Source organism: Phenylobacterium sp. (genome assembly GCF_030698145.1).
In the GTDB taxonomy this organism is placed as follows: Bacteria; Pseudomonadota; Alphaproteobacteria; order Caulobacterales; family Caulobacteraceae; genus Phenylobacterium.
Genome location: NZ_JAUYNW010000119.1, coordinates 1 through 15,939 on the forward strand (window position 1 = coordinate 1; position 15,939 = coordinate 15,939).

Consider the following 15,939-nt stretch of genomic DNA (forward strand, 5'->3'; position numbering starts at 1 on the left):
GTCCAAGGCGCTAACGATGTACGCGGTGATCAAAACCGGCGGAAAGCAGTACCGGGTCCAACCTGGCGATCTGCTGGTTGTCGAGAAGCTCGACGGTGAACCGGGCGCCAATGTGGCCTTCGGCGACGTGCTGATGCTGGGTGACGGCGAGGCGGTGACCCTCGGCGCCCCGATCGTCGACGGCGCCAGCGTCTCGGCGACCCTGATCGAAACCCGCAAGGGCGAGAAGGTGAAGATCTTCAAGAAGATCCGCCGCCAGGGCTATCGCCGCACCAAGGGCCATCGCCAGCATGAATCGGTGCTGCGCGTCACGGCCATCGCCGGCGCCGGCAAGACCGACAAGTGGGACGGGGTCGTCGACCTCACCACCAAGGCCATGCTGGACGCCCGCGCGCGGAACCTGAAGCACGTGATCACGAGCCTGGAAGGCGTCGCCGCCCCGGCCGCGGCCGCGGCCAAGGCCAAGGCGGCTCCGAAGGCCGCCGCGACCGACGAAGCCCCGAAGGCCGCCGCCCCGAAGAAGGCCGCGGCCCCCAAGGCCGAAGCCGCTCCGAAGGCAGCGCCGAAGAAGGCCGCCGCCAAGAAATCCGACGACGCCGCCGAATAGGCCCGGCGTCCACCAAGTTTAGGAGAGCACAATGGCTCACAAGAAATCTGGCGGCTCCTCGCGCAACGGCCGCGACTCGGCCGGCCGTCGTCTCGGCGTGAAGAAGTTCGGCGGCGAAGCCGTGGTCGGCGGCAACATCATCATCCGCCAGCGCGGCACCAAGTTCTTCGCCGGCGACAATGTCGGCATGGGCAAGGACCACACCCTCTTCGCGATGGCCGCCGGCGCCGTGAAGTTCATCACCAAGCGCAACGACCGCACCTACGTGAACGTGGTCCCGGCCGAGACGAAATAAGACGAGCCTCATACCGGGTTCGTCGCAAGGCGAACCGGGCAAAGAACTTCCGAGGGGGAGTCCGGAACGCCGGACTCCCCCTCGTTGTTTTTTCAGGGTCCCATCAGAGGACCGGGAGGTAGACCATGTGCGCCATCGAGATCGAGCCCGGCATCCGCACGCAGCGGCTGCGGCTGCGCCGGCCCCGCCGGGCCGACGCCGCGCGGATCGCCGAGTACTGCAACGACTTCGACGTGGCCAAGATGACGTCGCAGATTCCGCACCCCTACGGGATCGCCGACGCCCATGCCTTCATTGATCGGCAGGACTACAAGGACCCCGCCCGCGAGGTCACCTTCGCCATCGAACACCCTGAGGAGGGGTTCATGGGTATCCTCGGCTTCTTCGGAAACGCCGAAGGCCGTTCGGAGATCGGCTACTGGCTGGGCCGGCCCCACTGGGGCAAGGGCTACGCCACCGAGGCCGCCGATCGCGCGCTGGTCTGGGCCAGCCGCGAGTGGGGCCGCCGCTATGTCGTCGCCGGCCACGCCTGCGACAACCCAGCCTCGGGCGAGGTGCTGTGCAAGGTTGGCTTCCTCTACACCGGGGAGGTCAAGCTGCTGGCGTCGGCGGCCCGCAAGGGCGAGACGCCGGTTCGCATGATGGTCTGGCTGGCGTGACGGGCGGCGAGGGTTTCGACCTGGTAGATCGGGTTGGGGCAAGTCGTAGATGCTCCCCCTCTGGGGGAGCTGGCCCGAAGGGTCTGAGGGGGACTTTAACTCCCGCTGAGACCCGTCGAGTCGCTGTCGAAGGGCATTTTAGTCCCCCTCACCCGGCCATTCGGCCGGGAGCTCCCCCAGAGGGGGAGCATCTCCCCGTCGCGCGGAGCAGCGCGGCGAAGCCGCGCCTTCCTTGACGACGCCTGGGGGATCGACCTCCGCTTCTCTGTGCTACAAAAGGCCCCGATGAAATTTCTCGACGAGTGCAAGATCTACATCCGCTCCGGAAACGGCGGCGGCGGCGCCGTGTCGTTCCGGCGTGAGAAGTACATCGAGTACGGCGGCCCCGACGGCGGCGACGGCGGGCGGGGCGGCGACGTGTGGATCGAGGCGGTCGACGGCCTCAACACCCTGATCGACTTCCGCTACGCCCAGCACTTCCGCGCCGACACCGGCATCCACGGCATGGGCCGCAACCGCCACGGCGCGGCGGGCGAAGACATCGTGCTGAAGGTGCCGGTCGGCACCCAGGTGCTGGACGAGGACAAGGAAACCCTGGTCGCCGACATGGACAAGGCCGGCCTGCGCTTCCTGCTGGCCAAGGGCGGCAACGGCGGCTGGGGCAATGACCGCTTCAAGGGGCCGATCAACCAGGCGCCCAAGCACGCCAATCCCGGCCAGGACGGCGAGGAACGCTGGATCTGGCTGCGGCTGAAGCTGATCGCCGACGTGGGCCTGGTGGGTCTGCCCAACGCCGGCAAGTCGACCTTCCTGGCCGCCGCCAGCGCCGCCAAGCCGAAGATCGCCGACTATCCCTTCACCACCATCACGCCGAACCTGGGCGTGGTGGACCTGTCGACCAACGAGCGGTTCGTCATCGCCGACATCCCCGGCCTGATCGAGGGCGCTTCGGACGGGGCGGGCCTGGGCACTCGGTTCCTCGGCCACGTGGAGCGCACCGCCACCCTGATCCACCTGGTGGACGCCACCCAGACCGACGTGGTCGAGGCCTGGAAGACCGTGCGCACCGAGCTGGAGGCCTATGCCGACGAGCTGGGCGACAAGGTCGAGATCCTGGCGCTGAACAAGATCGACGCTCTCGACGAGAGCACGGTGGAGATGCAGCGCGAGGCCCTGGCGCAGGCGTCGGGCGCGGAGGTTCGGCTGGTGTCGGGGGTTTCGGGCAAGGGCGTGGTCGAACTGCTGCGCGAGGCCTACGCCATGGTCCTTGAGCGCAAGTCCGCCGCGGCCCAGGCCGACCCCACCGACGAGGCCAACACCGGCTGGATCCCCTGATGAGCGGGCTCACCCAAGCCAAGCGCATCGTCGTGAAGGTCGGCTCGGCCCTGGTGGCCGGCCCCGACGGTCCCGACCGCGCCTGGCTGGCGGCCTTCGCCGCCGACCTCGCCCGCCTCAATGCGCGGGGCCAGCAGGTGCTGGTGGTCTCCTCCGGCGCCGTGGCGCTGGGCCGCCGCCGGCTCTCCATCACCCGCAAGGCGCTGACCCTGCCCGAGAAGCAGGCCTGCGCGGCCGCCGGCCAGTCGGCCCTGATGCGCGCCTGGGAAGAGGCGCTGGAGCCCCACGGCCTGGCCGCCGCCCAGGTGCTGCTGACCCGCGACGACACCGAGGTGCGCCGCCGCTGGCTGAACGCCCACGCCACCCTCTCGACCCTGCTGGCGCTGGGCTGCATTCCGGTGATCAACGAGAACGACACCGTGGTCACCGAGGAGATCCGCTACGGCGACAACGACCGCCTGGCCGCCCGCGTGGCCCAGATGATCGGCGCCGACGTGCTGGTGCTGCTGTCGGACATCGACGGCCTCTACACCGCCGACCCGCGCCGCGATCCCGCCGCCCAGCACCTGCCTCGCGTCAGCCTCCTGACGGCCGAGATCGAGGCCATGGCCGGCGGCGCCAACGCCAGCGCCGGGGTCGGCACCGGCGGCATGGCCACCAAGATCGCCGCGGCCCGCATCGCCCAGGGCGCGGGCTGCGCCACGGTGATCACGCTGGGCCGCCGGCCCTCGCCCCTGGCCGCCATCGAGGCGGGCGAAACCGCCACGGTCATCGAACCTTCGGTCTCGGTGGCCGCGGCCTACAAGGCCTGGATCGCCGGGTCGCTGGCGCCGTCCGGGGCCGTGGTGGTGGACGCCGGCGCGGCGCGCGCGCTCGCCACCGGCAAGAGCCTGCTGGCCGCCGGGGTCCGCGCCGTGGAGGGCCGGTTCGGCAAGGGCGACGCCGTGCGGGTGGTCGACGAGGCGGGCGCCGAGATCGGCCGCGGCCTGGCGCGCTACGACGCCGCCGACGCCGAGAAGATCTGCGGCCTGAAGTCGGACGCGATCGAGGCGGTATTGGGTTTCACCTCAGGCCCCCTGATCCACGCCGACGACCTGGCGCTGAGCGCGGCGCGCGCGCCGGCCTAGCGCAACTTTTCCTCCCCCGTCTACGGGGGAGGGGGACCGCCGCTAGGCGGTGGAGGGGGCGGCCTCATGCGCCGAGCCCAGTCTCGCCCCCTCCACCACGCCTGCGGCGCGGTCCCCCTCCCCCATTCGCTGCGCGATGTGGGAGGAAAAGGAGATCCGACGATTTGCGAGGCGCTCGAAAGGGGCCTAGTAAACCTCAACTTGAGCATATGGGCGCGTGATGGACGACGCGGCGGCGAGACCTTCGGCTGAAGCGGCGGCGTCCCGGACCGGGCGGCTGGAGAGGCTCGTCCCGGGTCAGGCCGTGCCGTTCGGCGGCGACCGGGTGGCCTATGTCTCGCAGGCCCTGGCCGACGCCTTCCAGCCGGGCGACCGGCTGGTGGAGGCGCAGGGCGACCTGCTGCACGTCCCCGCCGTGATCCAGACCCTGGCCGCCGACGCGGTCGCCCGAGCGCACGGCGCCTTCCAGGGGCTGAGCGGGGTCAGCGACGCGGCGATCACCGAATTCTTCCAGGGCTTCGCGGCCCGGCTGGCCGACGACGGGGTCTGGGCCGCCATCGCCCAGGCCAACGCGCAGGATGTCGCCAGCGCCCAGGCGCGCGGCCGGTCGACCACGCGGCTGAAGGTCGGCGACGCCATGCGCCGCGACATGATCGCGGGCCTGGAGGTCTGGCGCGACGCGCCGGCCAGCCGCGGCCGGGTGCTGGAGCGGGTCGAGCACCCGGGCTGGAGCGTCGAGCAGGTCGCAGCCCCGCTGGGCGTGGTGGGCTTCATCTTCGAGGGCCGGCCCAATGTCTTCGCCGACGCCACCGGCGTGCTGCGCACCGGCAACACCGTGGTGTTCCGCATCGGATCGGACGCGCTGGGCACCGCGCGCGCGATCGTCGAACAGGCGCTGGACCCCGCCCTGAAGGCCGCCGGCCTGCCGCAGGGCGCCGCGGCCCTGGTCGACAGTCCGGCCCACGCCGCCGGCTGGGCGATGTTCTCCGATCCGCGCCTAGCGCTGGCCGTGGCGCGCGGCTCCGGCCCGGCCGTGGCGCAGCTGGGCGCCATCGCGCGCCAGGCGGGGACGCCTGTCAGCCTGCACGGCACGGGCGGCGCCTGGCTGGTGGCCGACGCCTCGGCCGACGCCCAGCGCTTCAAGGCCGCCGTCTACCACTCGCTGGACCGCAAGGTCTGCAACACGCTCAATGTCTGCGCCATCGTCGCCGAGCGGGCCGCCGACCTGATCCCGGTGTTCCTGGAGGCGCTGAGCGCCGCCGGCGCGCGCCGCGACGGGGTGAAGCTGCACGTGGTCGAGGGCGGCGAGACCTTGCTGCCCGACGCCTGGCGCAAAGCGCGCATCATCGTCGGCCGCGCCGAGGGGCCGGCCGAGGAGGACCAGGTCGCGATCCTGGCGCGCGAGGACCTGGGCCGCGAATGGGAATGGGAGGAGACGCCGGAGCTCTCCCTGGTGATCGTCGAGAGCCTGGAGGAGGCGGTCGGCCTCTTCAACAGCTACAGCCCGCAGTTCGCCGCCAGCCTGATCGCGCAGGACGCCGAGGCCCAGGAGCGGTTCTATGCGGCGATCAACGCGCCCTTCGTCGGCGACGGCTTCACCCGCTGGGTGGACGGCCAGTTCGCCCTGGACCGGCCGGAACTCGGCCTCTCCAATTGGGAGCATGGCCGGCTGTTCGCGCGCGGCGGGGTGCTGTCGGGCGACGGGGTGTTCACCGTCCGCGCCCGGGTGCGCCAGACCGACCTGGACCTGGATCGCAACCCCGACACGGCCAAGCCGCTTTGAAGGATCGGGCGGGGTATCGGGGAGACGCGAATGTGGTTCGCGGGGCCCGCTAGGCGCCGTCCCGCCGCCGGGCGACCGGCGGCGCTCAGGCTCGGCTTCCACCTGGAGCCGGGGATGCGGGTCGGCCTCTATGGCGGCTCGTTCAACCCGGCCCACGAGGGCCACGCCCACGTGGCCGAGACCGCGCGGCGCAGGCTGGGCCTGGACCGGGTGATCTGGCTGGTCTCGCCGCAGAACCCGCTGAAGTCCTCGGCCGAGACCCTGCCGCTGAAGGACCGCATGACCGGCGCCCGGGGCCTGGCCCGCAGCCGGGCGATGATCGTCTCGGACGCCGAGACGGCCACCGGCTCGCAATACACCATCGACACCCTGCGGGCGCTGAAGGCCCGGTTCCCGCGGGTGAAGTTCGTCTGGATCATGGGCGCCGACAGCCTTGCGACCTTTCACCGCTGGCGGGGCTGGACCCAGATCATGGCCGAGGTCCCGGTGGCCGTGGTCTCGCGGCCGTGGATCTCGCTGAAGAGCCGGTTTTCCCCCGCCGCGCGGCGGTTCGCTCATGCCCGGGTGGCCCCGCGGCAGGCCCGGCTGCTGCCCGGCGCCACGCCGCCGCGCTGGGTCTTCCTGACCGGGCCGCTGAATTTCCAGTCCTCCACGGCCATGCGCGAGCGGATGCGGCAGGGCCAGAGCTGACGTCTTCGTGAGCTTGGGCTGACCATGCCGGCTTTCCGTGCTACGAGGGGGTTCATAGCGAGGCTACAAAGGAGCGACCCCGCTGAGCCCTGACCCTGCGCCTAGCGCGCAAGAAGCCGCTGTTTCTCAGGCTTCCCTTGATACCCAGGCGCGGATTTCCGCCCTGGAGGATTTGATCCTGGCGCGTCTCGACGACGACAAGGCCCAGGATGTCGTCTTCATCGATTTGAAGGGCAAGAGCGCGGTGGCCGATGGCCTCGTCGTCGCGTCGGGCCGTTCGCATCGCCATGTCGGCGCCATGGCCGACCACCTGCTGCGCGCCCTGAAGGAACAGGGCTACGGCAAGGCCCGGGTCGAGGGCATGCCCCATTGCGACTGGGTGCTGATCGACACCGGCGACGTGATCGTCCACCTGTTCCGTCCCGAGGTCCGCCAGTTCTACAACATCGAGAAGATCTGGTCGGTCGACGCGCCGCACCGCACCGCCTCGAGCTGACCGCCCTTCCGCCTAAGTGAAGATCACGATCCTCGCCGTCGGACGCCTGCCGCGCTCGCCGGAAGCCGATCTCGTGAAACTCTACGCCGACCGCGCCACCGCCGCGGGCCGGGCCCTGGCGCTGGGGCCGGTCGAGGTGGTGGAGGTCGAGGCCCGCAAGCCGGGCAAGGCCGCCGAGGCCGAGGTCCTGCGCCCGCACCTGGACGGCGCCCATGTCATCGCCTGCGACGAGCACGGGACGCAGCGGAGTTCGCGGGACTTCGCCGGCCAGCTGGCGCGGCTGCGCGACGATGGGACGCGCCGGCTGGTGCTGATGATCGGCGGGGCCGACGGCCTGGATCCCGCCCTGCTGGCGCAGGCGCACGGCAAGCTCGCCTTCGGGCCGCAGACCTGGCCCCATGCGCTCGCTCGGGTCATGCTGGCCGAGCAGGTCTACCGCGCCGCGACCATCCTGGCCGGCGGGCCCTATCACCGCGACTGAGGGCCTCGAATTGAGCAATATGGCGAGCGGGTCTATCCCTTGGGCATGATGCTGGCTCGTCCCGCCGTGCTGGGCCTTTCCGCAGCGCTCGCCTTCACCGTGGTGGCGCTGGCCGCCGACGACGACCGCGCGCGGCTGGAGAAGCTCAATGTGCGCGAGACGGTGCTGGCCGCCGAGCAGGGCCGCAACCTCAACCGCCTGGCCCGGCTGCTGACCGTGCTGGCCCAGTTCCGCCGCGACCCGCCGCCGGCCCTGCTGGTCAGTCCCGATGACGCCGTGGACGCCGTGCGCGCCGCCATCCTGGTCAAGGCGATCACGCCGGAGCTGCAGCGCCGGGCGCGGGCCTATTCCGCCGAGGCCAGCCAGATCGCCCGCCAGCGCCGGTTGGCCGCGGTGGCGAGCGAGGCCCTGTTCACCGCAGATTCCCGCGCCGCCGAGCAGCGCGGCGAGACCACCCCGCCCGGGGCGGCCCTGGCCCTGCGCCCGGCGCTCGACACCGCCATGTCGGCGCCCGAGGCCCTGGTCATGCCCACCGCCGGGACCCTGGCCCACCGCTTCGGCGAGCCGTTACCCGGCGGGGGCCGCACCAACGGCCTGACCATCGCGACCGCAAAAGGCGCCCGCGTGACGGCGCCGGGCGCCGGTCTGGTGCAATATGTGGGGGCCGTTAAGGGTTGGGGGGTCATATTGATCTTGAGATTGCCGGGTGGATACCATCTGGTGTTGGCAGGGCTAGACCGGGCGACCGTCGGTATCGGACAATCGGTCGCGGCGGGAGCGCCTGTCGGACGGATGCCGGATGGGAGACAATCCCCGTCCGAGCTCTATCTGGAGGTCCGGGAAGGCGGCGCGCCCGTCGACCCGGAACGCTGGCTGAGAACCGGGGCGACGACAGCCTCGGGGAATTGATGCGTCTGCGGCGCCTTTTCGCCGCAAGGGAGGCTTAAGGGCCTGATATGCGAAAGTACCTGTTGATTGGGGCTTCGGCCTTCGTGCTCGGCGCCGGCTCCATGGCTTACGTCAGTCAGGCCGCGCTGGCCTCCGGCCAGCCCAAGACCCAGACCTATAAGACGCTGCAGCTGTTCGGCGATGTCGTGGACATCGTGGAGCGCCAGTACGTCACCGAGGTCGACGACGAAAAGCTCATCGAGGCGGCCATCGACGGCATGCTGACCTCGCTGGATCCGCATTCCGGCTACCTCAATCCCGACAGCTTCGACGACATGCGCGACCAGACGCGCGGCGAATATGGCGGTCTCGGCATCGAGGTCACCAGCGAGGACGGCGTGGTCAAGGTGATCTCGCCCATGGACGGCACCCCGGCCTTCAAGGCGGGCGTCAAGGCCGGCGACTTCATCACCGCGGTGAACGGCGAGAGCGTGCTGGGCCTGTCGGTCAACGAGGCCGTCAAGCAGATGCGCGGCAAGCCGGGCGAACTGGTGACGCTGACCATCGCGCGCGAGAAGACCGAGCCCTTCGACGTGAAGATCGTCCGCGAGGTGATCAAGCCCAGGTCGGCGGTCGCCAAGATGGAAGGCGACTACGGCTACCTGCGGGTCTCGGCCTTCAACGAGAAGACCACCGACGAGGCCGAGGCGGCGCTGGCCGACCTGCGGGCCAAGAACCCCGGCATGAAGGGGCTGATCCTCGACCTGCGCAACAATCCGGGCGGCCTGCTCGACCAGGCGGTCGGCATCTCCGACCTGTTCCTGGATGGCGGCGAGGTGGTCTCCCAGCGCGGCCGCGATCCGCGCGACATCGAACGCTACAACGCCCGCACCGGCGACGCGGCCGGCGGCCTGCCCATGGTGGTGCTGATCAATTCCGGCTCCGCCTCGGCGGCCGAGATCGTGGCCGGCGCCCTGCAGGACCGCAAGCGCGCCGAACTGGTCGGCCTGACCAGCTTCGGCAAGGGCTCGGTCCAGACGGTGATCCCGCTGCACGGCGGCATCGACGGGGCGCTGAAGCTGACCACGGCGCGCTACTACACGCCCTCGGGGCGTTCGATCCAGAAGACCGGCATCGAGCCCGACCTCGAGGTCGCCGAGACCCGCGACGAGGCCCAGCGCATCGCCAACCGGGCCTTCCAGTTCTCCGAGGCCTCGTTCCGCAACGCGCTGAACGCCGAAGAGGGCAAGAAGCGCATCGGCGCCCATGAGCCCGCCGAGGCCCCGCCCACCGACTTCGACACCAAGACCGGCGACTTCCAGCTCGCCCGGGCCAAGGACGTGCTGCGCTACGGCTCGGTGGCGGCGACGCCCAAGCTGCCGAAGCCGGCGCCGAAGATGGCCGCGATCACCGCGCGCCCGCCCAGCGCCGAGCCGCCGGCCACCAAGAAATAGGACGGTTCCCTCCCCGCGCCCGCCGCGGGGAGGCCCTCTGCCTGTTCACTGTATAAGTCGTTGTTAACCATAACCGTGTGAGGCTGCGGACCTGGAACGTTCCGTGATCGCGCGCATGTTTTCGACAAAAAACCTCATCCCCGCCATGGCCGCGTCGAGCGACGGTTTCCGTCCGCCGGACGTCGTTCTGCGCGCGCTGAACAACCCGCACCTGACCGCCGGCGCGGCCGGAGGGATGCTGTTGATCACCCTGCTGGCGGTCATCGCCCTGCTGGGCGATCCGGGCGCCAGCACCCCGGTGGTGCGGCTGTCCCTGGCCAAGGTCCAGGGCATGGCCGCGCCTCCCGGATGGCGCGAGGCGCTCACCGCCCCGCCGCGCGAGCCGGTGATCACCGAGGACATCTTCCGCCTGTCGGAGACCCCGCTCGGCCCCGACGGCGCCTTCGGCGGCCACGCCACCATCACCATGGCCGGCGGCCGCGCCTTCCACGCCGCCGATCCCCTGGCCCAGGCCCCGCTGGCCGGCTTCCACATCCAGGGCCCCGGCGGACCGCTGCCGATCATCGCCGCCGACGGCAAGACCCCGGCCCAGGCCTATGCGCGGCCCTTCGCCTCCAACGGCCGGCCCAAGGTCGGGCTGGTGATCGGCGGGCTGGGGCTCAACGCCCAGGCCACCCGCCAGGCGATCGACGGCCTGCCGCCCGAGATCACCCTGTCGTTCGTGCCCTACGCCGAGGGCCTGCAGGGCTGGATCGACCTGGCCCGCGCCGCCGGCCACGAGGTGCTGCTGGAAACCCCCATGGAGCCGGTCGACTATCCCGACAACGACCCCGGCCCCTACACCCTGATGGCCACGGCCCAGGGCAATGAGACGGTCAGGCGGCTGGAATGGGTGTTGTCGCGCGCCACCGGCTATTTCGGCGTGACCAACTATCTGGGCTCGCGGTTCCTGGCCTCCGACACCGGCATGAACGCCTTCACCGGCGCCCTGAAGGGCCGGGGCCTGGCCTTCATCGACGACGGCCAGGCGGCCCGGCGCGGCGGCGGCATCCCGCGCGCCTCGGCCACCCGGATCATCGACGAGCAGCTTTCCGGCGAGGCCATCGACCAGCAACTTCTGCAGGTCGAGGCCTTCGCCCTGCAGAACGGCCAGGCCCTGGGCTCGGGTTTCGCCTATCCTGTGACCCTTTCCCAGGTCGCGTCCTGGGCTGAATCGGTAGAATCTCGCGGTTATCAGCTGGCGCCGGCTTCCGCCCTGACCACGCGTCGCTAAATGGGATGAGATGATCCACGACCTATCCGCCTATCGCCCGAATGTGGGGGTGGTGCTTTTCCACCCCGACGGACGGGTGTGGCTGGGTCGCCGGTACGCCGCCCCGGAGCCCTATAACTGGCAGTTCCCGCAGGGCGGGGTCGACGAGGGCGAGGACCTGACCCAGGCCGCCTTCCGCGAGCTAGCCGAGGAGACCGGGGTCACCTCGACCACCCTGCTCGGCCGCACCGACGGCTGGCTGGCCTACGACTTCCCCCCCGAGCACAACGGCTCGAAGATCGCCAAGGGCTGGAAAGGCCAGCGCCAGGTCTGGTTCGCCCTGCGCTTCGACGGCGACGAGCGCGAGATCGACCTCACCGGCCACGGCCACCCCGAGTTCGAGGACTGGCGCTGGGGCCGGCTGGAAGAGGCCCCGGCCCTGGTCGTGCCGTTCAAGCGCGCCACCTATGAAGCCGTGGTGCGGGCCTTCCGCGACTTCGGCCGCTTCCGGGGGCAGGCGGCCTGAGCGGTTCCCCACGATCTGACGCGGCGCCGGTGATCATGGTGCATGGCGCCTTCTGCGGCGGCTGGGCGTTCGAGACCTTCCGCGCGCCGTTCGAGGCCGCCGGCCACACGGTGCTCACACCCGATCTGCGTGGTCACGGCCAGGCCGACCGGCCCGAGGCCGTGGTCGGGGTCTCCATGACCGACTACGCCAAGGACATCGCGGCCCTCTGCGCGGCGCAGGACCGGCCGCCGATCCTCATCGGCCATTCCCTGGGCGGACTGGTGGCCCAGCTCGCCGCCCGCCGCGCCAAGCCGGCCGCCGTGGTCCTGCTGGCGCCCTCGGCGCCCTGGGGCGTGGCCGGTTCATCGGTGGAGGAGGCGGTCACCGCCTTCGGCCTGCACATGATGGGCGCCTTCTGGGCCCAGGCGATCAACCCCGACCGGTCGCTGATGCGCCAGTACAGCCTCAACCGGATGCCGAAGGGCGACCGCGAGGCGGTGGTCGAGCGCCTGCGCTCCGAGAGCGGCCGGGCGCTGTGGGAGACGCTGAACTGGTGGCTGGACCCGTTCATGACCACCGGCGTGGGCGCGGGGCCCCTGCCGGCCCCGACCCTGGTGCTGTGCGGCGAGCGCGACGTGGTCCATCCGCCGGGCACCGTGCGCCAGACCGCCGAACGGATCGGCGGCGCCTACCGCCAGCTTCCCGGCATGAGCCACTGGCTGCTGGGCGAGCCCGGCTGGGAGGATGTCGCCGGCCAGGTCCTGGCCTGGCTGGACGAGGTGGCGGCGGCGGACGCGGCCTGAGCTGACGGCATGGAGTCCTAGGTTCGGCCATTTTCGCGTTTGAGGAGGCCGGCGACGGCCGCTACTCGGCGGGACGCCCGTGGCGGCTTTCGACCGATTGCGGACCTCGCGGTAGTCGGTTTGGCTCGGCTAGGCCTAGAATACCCGGCGTCGACGCTTGCTCTAAGCTGCGATGCGGCATGCTTCGCTGAGCATTTTCGGAATCACAGATGCCGTTCGTGACGAGCCGCGACAGTCAAATCCACTATTCGGTAGAGGGGGCGGGGCCTCTAGTGGTCCTCCTGCATGGCTTGCTTAGCAATGCGAAGAGCTGGAAACGCTGGGGCTTTGTCGATGCCCTTGCAGACAGCTACTGCGTGGCCTGCATAGATTCACTAGGCCACGGCCAGAGTGACAAGCCTTCCGACGAAAGGCTCTATAGTCTCGAGGCTAGGTCGCGTGACGTCGTGGCCGTGATGGACGCGTTGGGTTTTGAGAAAGCCCATGTTCTGGGCTATTCGATGGGCGGCTGGCTTTCTGTAGGCGTCGCCAAATACCATCCCCACCGGCTCTCTTCTTTGATTGTCGGCGGCTGGGACATCCTGCATGGCGTCGAAGCAACCAGCTCTTCTCCCGTTGGCGGTCGGGTGAACTTCAGAGATCAAATTGCGACGGCGCGGGTCGACGCTCCAGCTATGGTCAAATGGGTGACGCCGGAGGCCGAGCCGGGTCTTTGCGCTTGCTGGGACGCACTCGCCGACCTCAGTCACGCTCGCGACGCTGTCGTGAACGCGGGTGTCCCGGTGCTGCTCTGGAGCGGACGGGACGATCGCAACCACGAACCGATGCGAACGTTCGCGGCGACGGAAACCCTTCAATTTCTATCGACTAGTGGTGATCACCAGAGCGTTATCTGGCAGCACGGGGCGGAGAGCAGCGGAGGGGTTCGCGCGTTTCTTGATGCTCACTCCTGTTAGAATCTGCCGCACAGCCGCCGAGAGGCGTTGAGACCGCCGGACGAAGGCCCAGTTTCCACCCATAGCGGCCACTCCGAGCGTCCGCTCTCGGTCTCGGCTATTCAACTTGCACGACCTAGATCCTCCCCCAGCGCGTAGCGCGGTTAGGGGCCCCGCCCTTCGCGAGGCGAAGGGCGTTCTTCGCGGCGATCGACAAATCGTTGTCGATCGCATCCGGCTCGCAAGCGCGAGCCGGCGCTCATCACGGTGGCGCGTCGCCTCTATCGGCGACGTGATGGAGGGGGCTGACGTCCGCAAACAAGAGTCAAAGTCCCCCTCAGTCAGCTTCGCTGACAGCTCCCCCAGAGAGGGAGCATCTTCGACGGAGGCCCTCGCCCTTAGTGGACGAGCTCGCCGCCCTTCTTGGCGGGGGCGGCGGCCGTGGCGGCGGGAGCCGGCGGGGTGGCGGCGGCGTTGGCCGGAGCTCCAGCCGGAGCCGCGGTCGGGGCGCCAGCCGCGGCCGGAGCCGCAGCGCCCTCGGCGGCCGGAGCCGCCGCGGCCACGGGGTTCGGCGCCGGGATCGGCAGGTTCGAGCCCTGGGCGTTCAAATAGGCGATGAGGTTGACGCGCTCTTCGGGCTTCTTGAGGCCGACGAAGGTCATCTTGGTGCCGGCTACGTGCTTCTGCGGCGCCTTGAGGAACTCGGCAAGGTCGGCGAACTGCCAGGTCCCGACAGCCGCGCCGTGCGCGGTCATGCCCGAGGAATAGGCGAAGCCGGCATGGGCGCCGGGCTTCTTGCCCAGGACGGCGTGCAGGTTCGGGCCGGTGCCGTTCGGGCCGCCGGCGTCGACCGTGTGGCAGGACTTGCACTTGGCGAACACCGCCTCGCCGGCCTTCAGGTCGGCGGTCGGCAGGACCGTGCCCCAGTCGATCGGGGCCTCGGCCGTGGCGCCGCCGGCGGTGTCTTCCACCACGGCGATGGCGTAGCCGGGCTTTTCAACCTCGTGGCTGGCGAACACGCCTGCTGAAATTTCGCGAAGGCCGACAATGGCCAGACCGGTCGCCAGCACAGCGCCGGCGACTTTGTTGAACGTAAGGTCGCTCATAGTCCTGAAATCGGCCCTCTTATCGGCCGGCACGGAGGCCGACGTAAGCGCGGGAATCCCCGCCCCTTATTGCGCCCGGCTCTCTTACACGCTACCGCCGCCCGCGCAACCGGCCAGTTGGTCGCTCATGGACACACATGAACCCGATCATCCTGATCCCCGCGCGGATGGCGGCCACCAGGCTGCCCGGCAAGCCCTTGGCGGATATCGAAGGCGTGCCGATGATCGTCCGTGTGCTGCGCCAGGCGCAGGCGGCCGGCATAGGCCCCGTGGCCATCGCCGCCGGTGACGCCGAGATCGTCGAAGCGGTGCGCGCGGCGGGCGGAGAAGCGGTGCTGACCGACCCGGACCTGCCCTCGGGCTCGGACCGAATCATCGCCGCGCTAAACGTACTCGACCCCCAGGGCCGCCATGACGTGGTGATCAACCTGCAGGGCGACATCCCCTTCCTGGCGCCGGCGGTGGTGCAGGCCGCCGCGGACCTGCTGGCCGATCGGCCAGACTGCGACCTCTCCACGGTGATGGTCGCCGAATCGGACCCGGCCGAGCGGACCAATCCCGACATCCCCAAGGTGGTGGCCGCCATGGCCCCGGACGGCCGCAGCGGCCGGGCGCTCTATTTCACCCGCTCGGTGCTCTATGGCGACGCGCCGGTCTGGCTGCACCACGGGGTCTACGGCTATCGGCGCGAGGCGCTGGAGCAGTTCACGCAGAGCCCGCCCTCGCCGCTGGAGCTGCGCGAACGGCTGGAGCAGCTCCGCGCCCTGGAGATGGGCATGACCATCTGGGCCGCGGTCATCGACGAAGCCCCGATCTCGGTGGATAACCCCGCCGACCTCGAACGCGCCCGCCAGTACGCAAGGAAGAACCCATGACCAAGGGACGGATCGCCTTCCAGGGCGAGCTCGGCGCCAACAGCCATGAGGCCTGCGTCGCGGCGTTTCCCGAGATGCAGCCGGTTCCGCACGCCACCTTCGAAGAGGCGTTCGAGGCGGTGAAGTCCGGCGATTGCCAGCTGGGCATGATCCCGGTGGAGAACTCCATCGCCGGGCGGGTGGCCGACGTGCACCACCTGCTGCCGTCGTCGGGGCTGAGGATCGTGGGCGAAAGGTTCAAGCCGATCCACTTCCAGCTCATGGCCAATCCCGGCGTGAAGCTGGAGGACATCAAGACCGTCACCTCCATGCCCATCGCCCTGGTCCAGTGTCGCAAAACCATCCGCCGGCTGAAGCTGAAGACGCAGGCCGTGGGCGACACGGCGCTGGCCGCCAAGCTGCTGGCGGCCGAGCCCGACCCCACGCGGGCGGCGATCTCCCCGGCGCTCGCCGCCGAGCTCTATGGCCTGGAGATCCTGGCCCGGGACATCGAGGACGAGCACCACAACACCACCCGCTTCCTGGTGATGACCGCCGACAAGGACCCGGCCCCGCCGCCCTTCACCACGCCTTGCGTGACCAGCTTCGTGTTCCGGGTCCGCAACCTGCCGGCGGCGCTCTACAAGGCCATGGGCGGGTTCGCGA

General features: G+C 70.2%; 18 protein-coding genes. 17 read left to right on the forward strand and 1 reads right to left on the reverse strand.

Annotated elements, in window-relative coordinates:
- Positions 1 to 16 precede the first annotated feature (16 nt).
- The 15 genes from rplU to Q8Q77_RS17365 all read left to right on the forward strand — a co-directional run bounded on the left by rplU (position 17) and on the right by Q8Q77_RS17365 (position 13,334).
- A complete protein-coding gene (rplU, locus tag Q8Q77_RS17295) occupies positions 17 to 607 on the forward strand; it encodes a 50S ribosomal protein L21 (RefSeq protein ID WP_305584959.1) in 591 nt (196 codons plus the stop codon).
- A 31-nt stretch (positions 608 to 638) separates the two neighbouring features.
- The gene (gene rpmA, locus Q8Q77_RS17300; RefSeq protein ID WP_305584938.1) at positions 639 to 902 is read left to right on the forward strand and encodes a 50S ribosomal protein L27; all 264 of its coding nucleotides are present in this window, start codon (positions 639 to 641) and stop codon (positions 900 to 902) included.
- A 125-nt stretch (positions 903 to 1,027) separates the two neighbouring features.
- On the forward strand, positions 1,028 to 1,561 hold the full coding sequence (locus tag Q8Q77_RS17305; RefSeq protein ID WP_305584940.1) for a GNAT family N-acetyltransferase: 534 nt from the start codon (positions 1,028 to 1,030) through the stop codon (positions 1,559 to 1,561).
- Positions 1,562 to 1,846: 285 nt separating this feature from the next.
- The gene (gene obgE / locus Q8Q77_RS17310) at positions 1,847 to 2,896 is read left to right on the forward strand and encodes a GTPase ObgE (RefSeq protein ID WP_305584941.1); all 1,050 of its coding nucleotides are present in this window, start codon (positions 1,847 to 1,849) and stop codon (positions 2,894 to 2,896) included.
- Entirely contained in the window at positions 2,896 to 4,023 is a 1,128-nt protein-coding gene (gene proB, locus Q8Q77_RS17315) for a glutamate 5-kinase (RefSeq protein WP_305584943.1), read from the forward strand. Before obgE ends, proB begins: the two co-directional genes overlap by 1 nt.
- A gap of 220 nt (positions 4,024 to 4,243) precedes the next feature.
- Positions 4,244 to 5,806, forward strand: a complete 1,563-nt coding sequence (locus Q8Q77_RS17320; protein ID WP_305584945.1) for an aldehyde dehydrogenase family protein — start codon at positions 4,244 to 4,246, stop codon at positions 5,804 to 5,806.
- Between the two features lie 30 nt (positions 5,807 to 5,836).
- Entirely contained in the window at positions 5,837 to 6,496 is a 660-nt protein-coding gene (locus tag Q8Q77_RS17325) for a nicotinate-nucleotide adenylyltransferase (RefSeq protein WP_305584946.1), read from the forward strand.
- A gap of 82 nt (positions 6,497 to 6,578) precedes the next feature.
- Positions 6,579 to 6,992: a ribosome silencing factor gene (gene rsfS / locus Q8Q77_RS17330; RefSeq protein ID WP_305584960.1), complete on the forward strand. Its 414-nt coding sequence runs from the start codon at positions 6,579 to 6,581 to the stop codon at positions 6,990 to 6,992.
- 16 nt (positions 6,993 to 7,008) lie between these two features.
- Positions 7,009 to 7,473 carry a 23S rRNA (pseudouridine(1915)-N(3))-methyltransferase RlmH gene (rlmH, locus tag Q8Q77_RS17335; protein ID WP_305584948.1) on the forward strand — a complete coding sequence of 155 codons (465 nt, stop codon included), beginning with the start codon at positions 7,009 to 7,011 and terminating at the stop codon, positions 7,471 to 7,473.
- A gap of 45 nt (positions 7,474 to 7,518) precedes the next feature.
- Positions 7,519 to 8,382: a murein hydrolase activator EnvC gene (locus Q8Q77_RS17340; protein ID WP_305584949.1), complete on the forward strand. Its 864-nt coding sequence runs from the start codon at positions 7,519 to 7,521 to the stop codon at positions 8,380 to 8,382.
- Positions 8,383 to 8,429: 47 nt separating this feature from the next.
- Positions 8,430 to 9,815, forward strand: a complete 1,386-nt coding sequence (locus Q8Q77_RS17345; RefSeq protein WP_305584950.1) for a S41 family peptidase — start codon at positions 8,430 to 8,432, stop codon at positions 9,813 to 9,815.
- A 115-nt stretch (positions 9,816 to 9,930) separates the two neighbouring features.
- Positions 9,931 to 11,088 (forward strand): divergent polysaccharide deacetylase family protein, encoded by a 1,158-nt coding sequence (locus Q8Q77_RS17350; protein ID WP_305584951.1) that lies wholly within the window; start codon positions 9,931 to 9,933, stop codon positions 11,086 to 11,088.
- Between the two features lie 10 nt (positions 11,089 to 11,098).
- Complete coding sequence (locus tag Q8Q77_RS17355) at positions 11,099 to 11,593, forward strand: RNA pyrophosphohydrolase (protein ID WP_305584952.1); 495 nt, start codon at positions 11,099 to 11,101, stop codon at positions 11,591 to 11,593.
- Positions 11,594 to 11,628: 35 nt separating this feature from the next.
- The gene (locus Q8Q77_RS17360; protein WP_305584962.1) at positions 11,629 to 12,378 is read left to right on the forward strand and encodes an alpha/beta fold hydrolase; all 750 of its coding nucleotides are present in this window, start codon (positions 11,629 to 11,631) and stop codon (positions 12,376 to 12,378) included.
- A gap of 209 nt (positions 12,379 to 12,587) precedes the next feature.
- On the forward strand, positions 12,588 to 13,334 hold the full coding sequence (locus Q8Q77_RS17365; protein ID WP_305584953.1) for an alpha/beta fold hydrolase: 747 nt from the start codon (positions 12,588 to 12,590) through the stop codon (positions 13,332 to 13,334).
- A gap of 377 nt (positions 13,335 to 13,711) precedes the next feature.
- Here the strand turns inward: Q8Q77_RS17365 and Q8Q77_RS17370 are convergent, their stop codons facing one another.
- Positions 13,712 to 14,419 (reverse strand): cytochrome c family protein, encoded by a 708-nt coding sequence (locus tag Q8Q77_RS17370; protein WP_305584954.1) that lies wholly within the window; start codon positions 14,417 to 14,419, stop codon positions 13,712 to 13,714.
- A 137-nt stretch (positions 14,420 to 14,556) separates the two neighbouring features.
- Between Q8Q77_RS17370 and Q8Q77_RS17375 the strand changes: the two genes are divergently transcribed.
- Both Q8Q77_RS17375 and Q8Q77_RS17380 read left to right on the forward strand, forming a co-directional pair.
- Positions 14,557 to 15,294 carry a 3-deoxy-manno-octulosonate cytidylyltransferase gene (locus Q8Q77_RS17375; RefSeq protein WP_305584956.1) on the forward strand — a complete coding sequence of 246 codons (738 nt, stop codon included), beginning with the start codon at positions 14,557 to 14,559 and terminating at the stop codon, positions 15,292 to 15,294.
- Positions 15,291 to 15,939, forward strand: a 649-nt coding sequence (locus Q8Q77_RS17380) for a prephenate dehydratase domain-containing protein (protein WP_305584958.1), incomplete at its 3' end; no start/stop codon positions are given. The genes Q8Q77_RS17375 and Q8Q77_RS17380, both read left to right, overlap by 4 nt.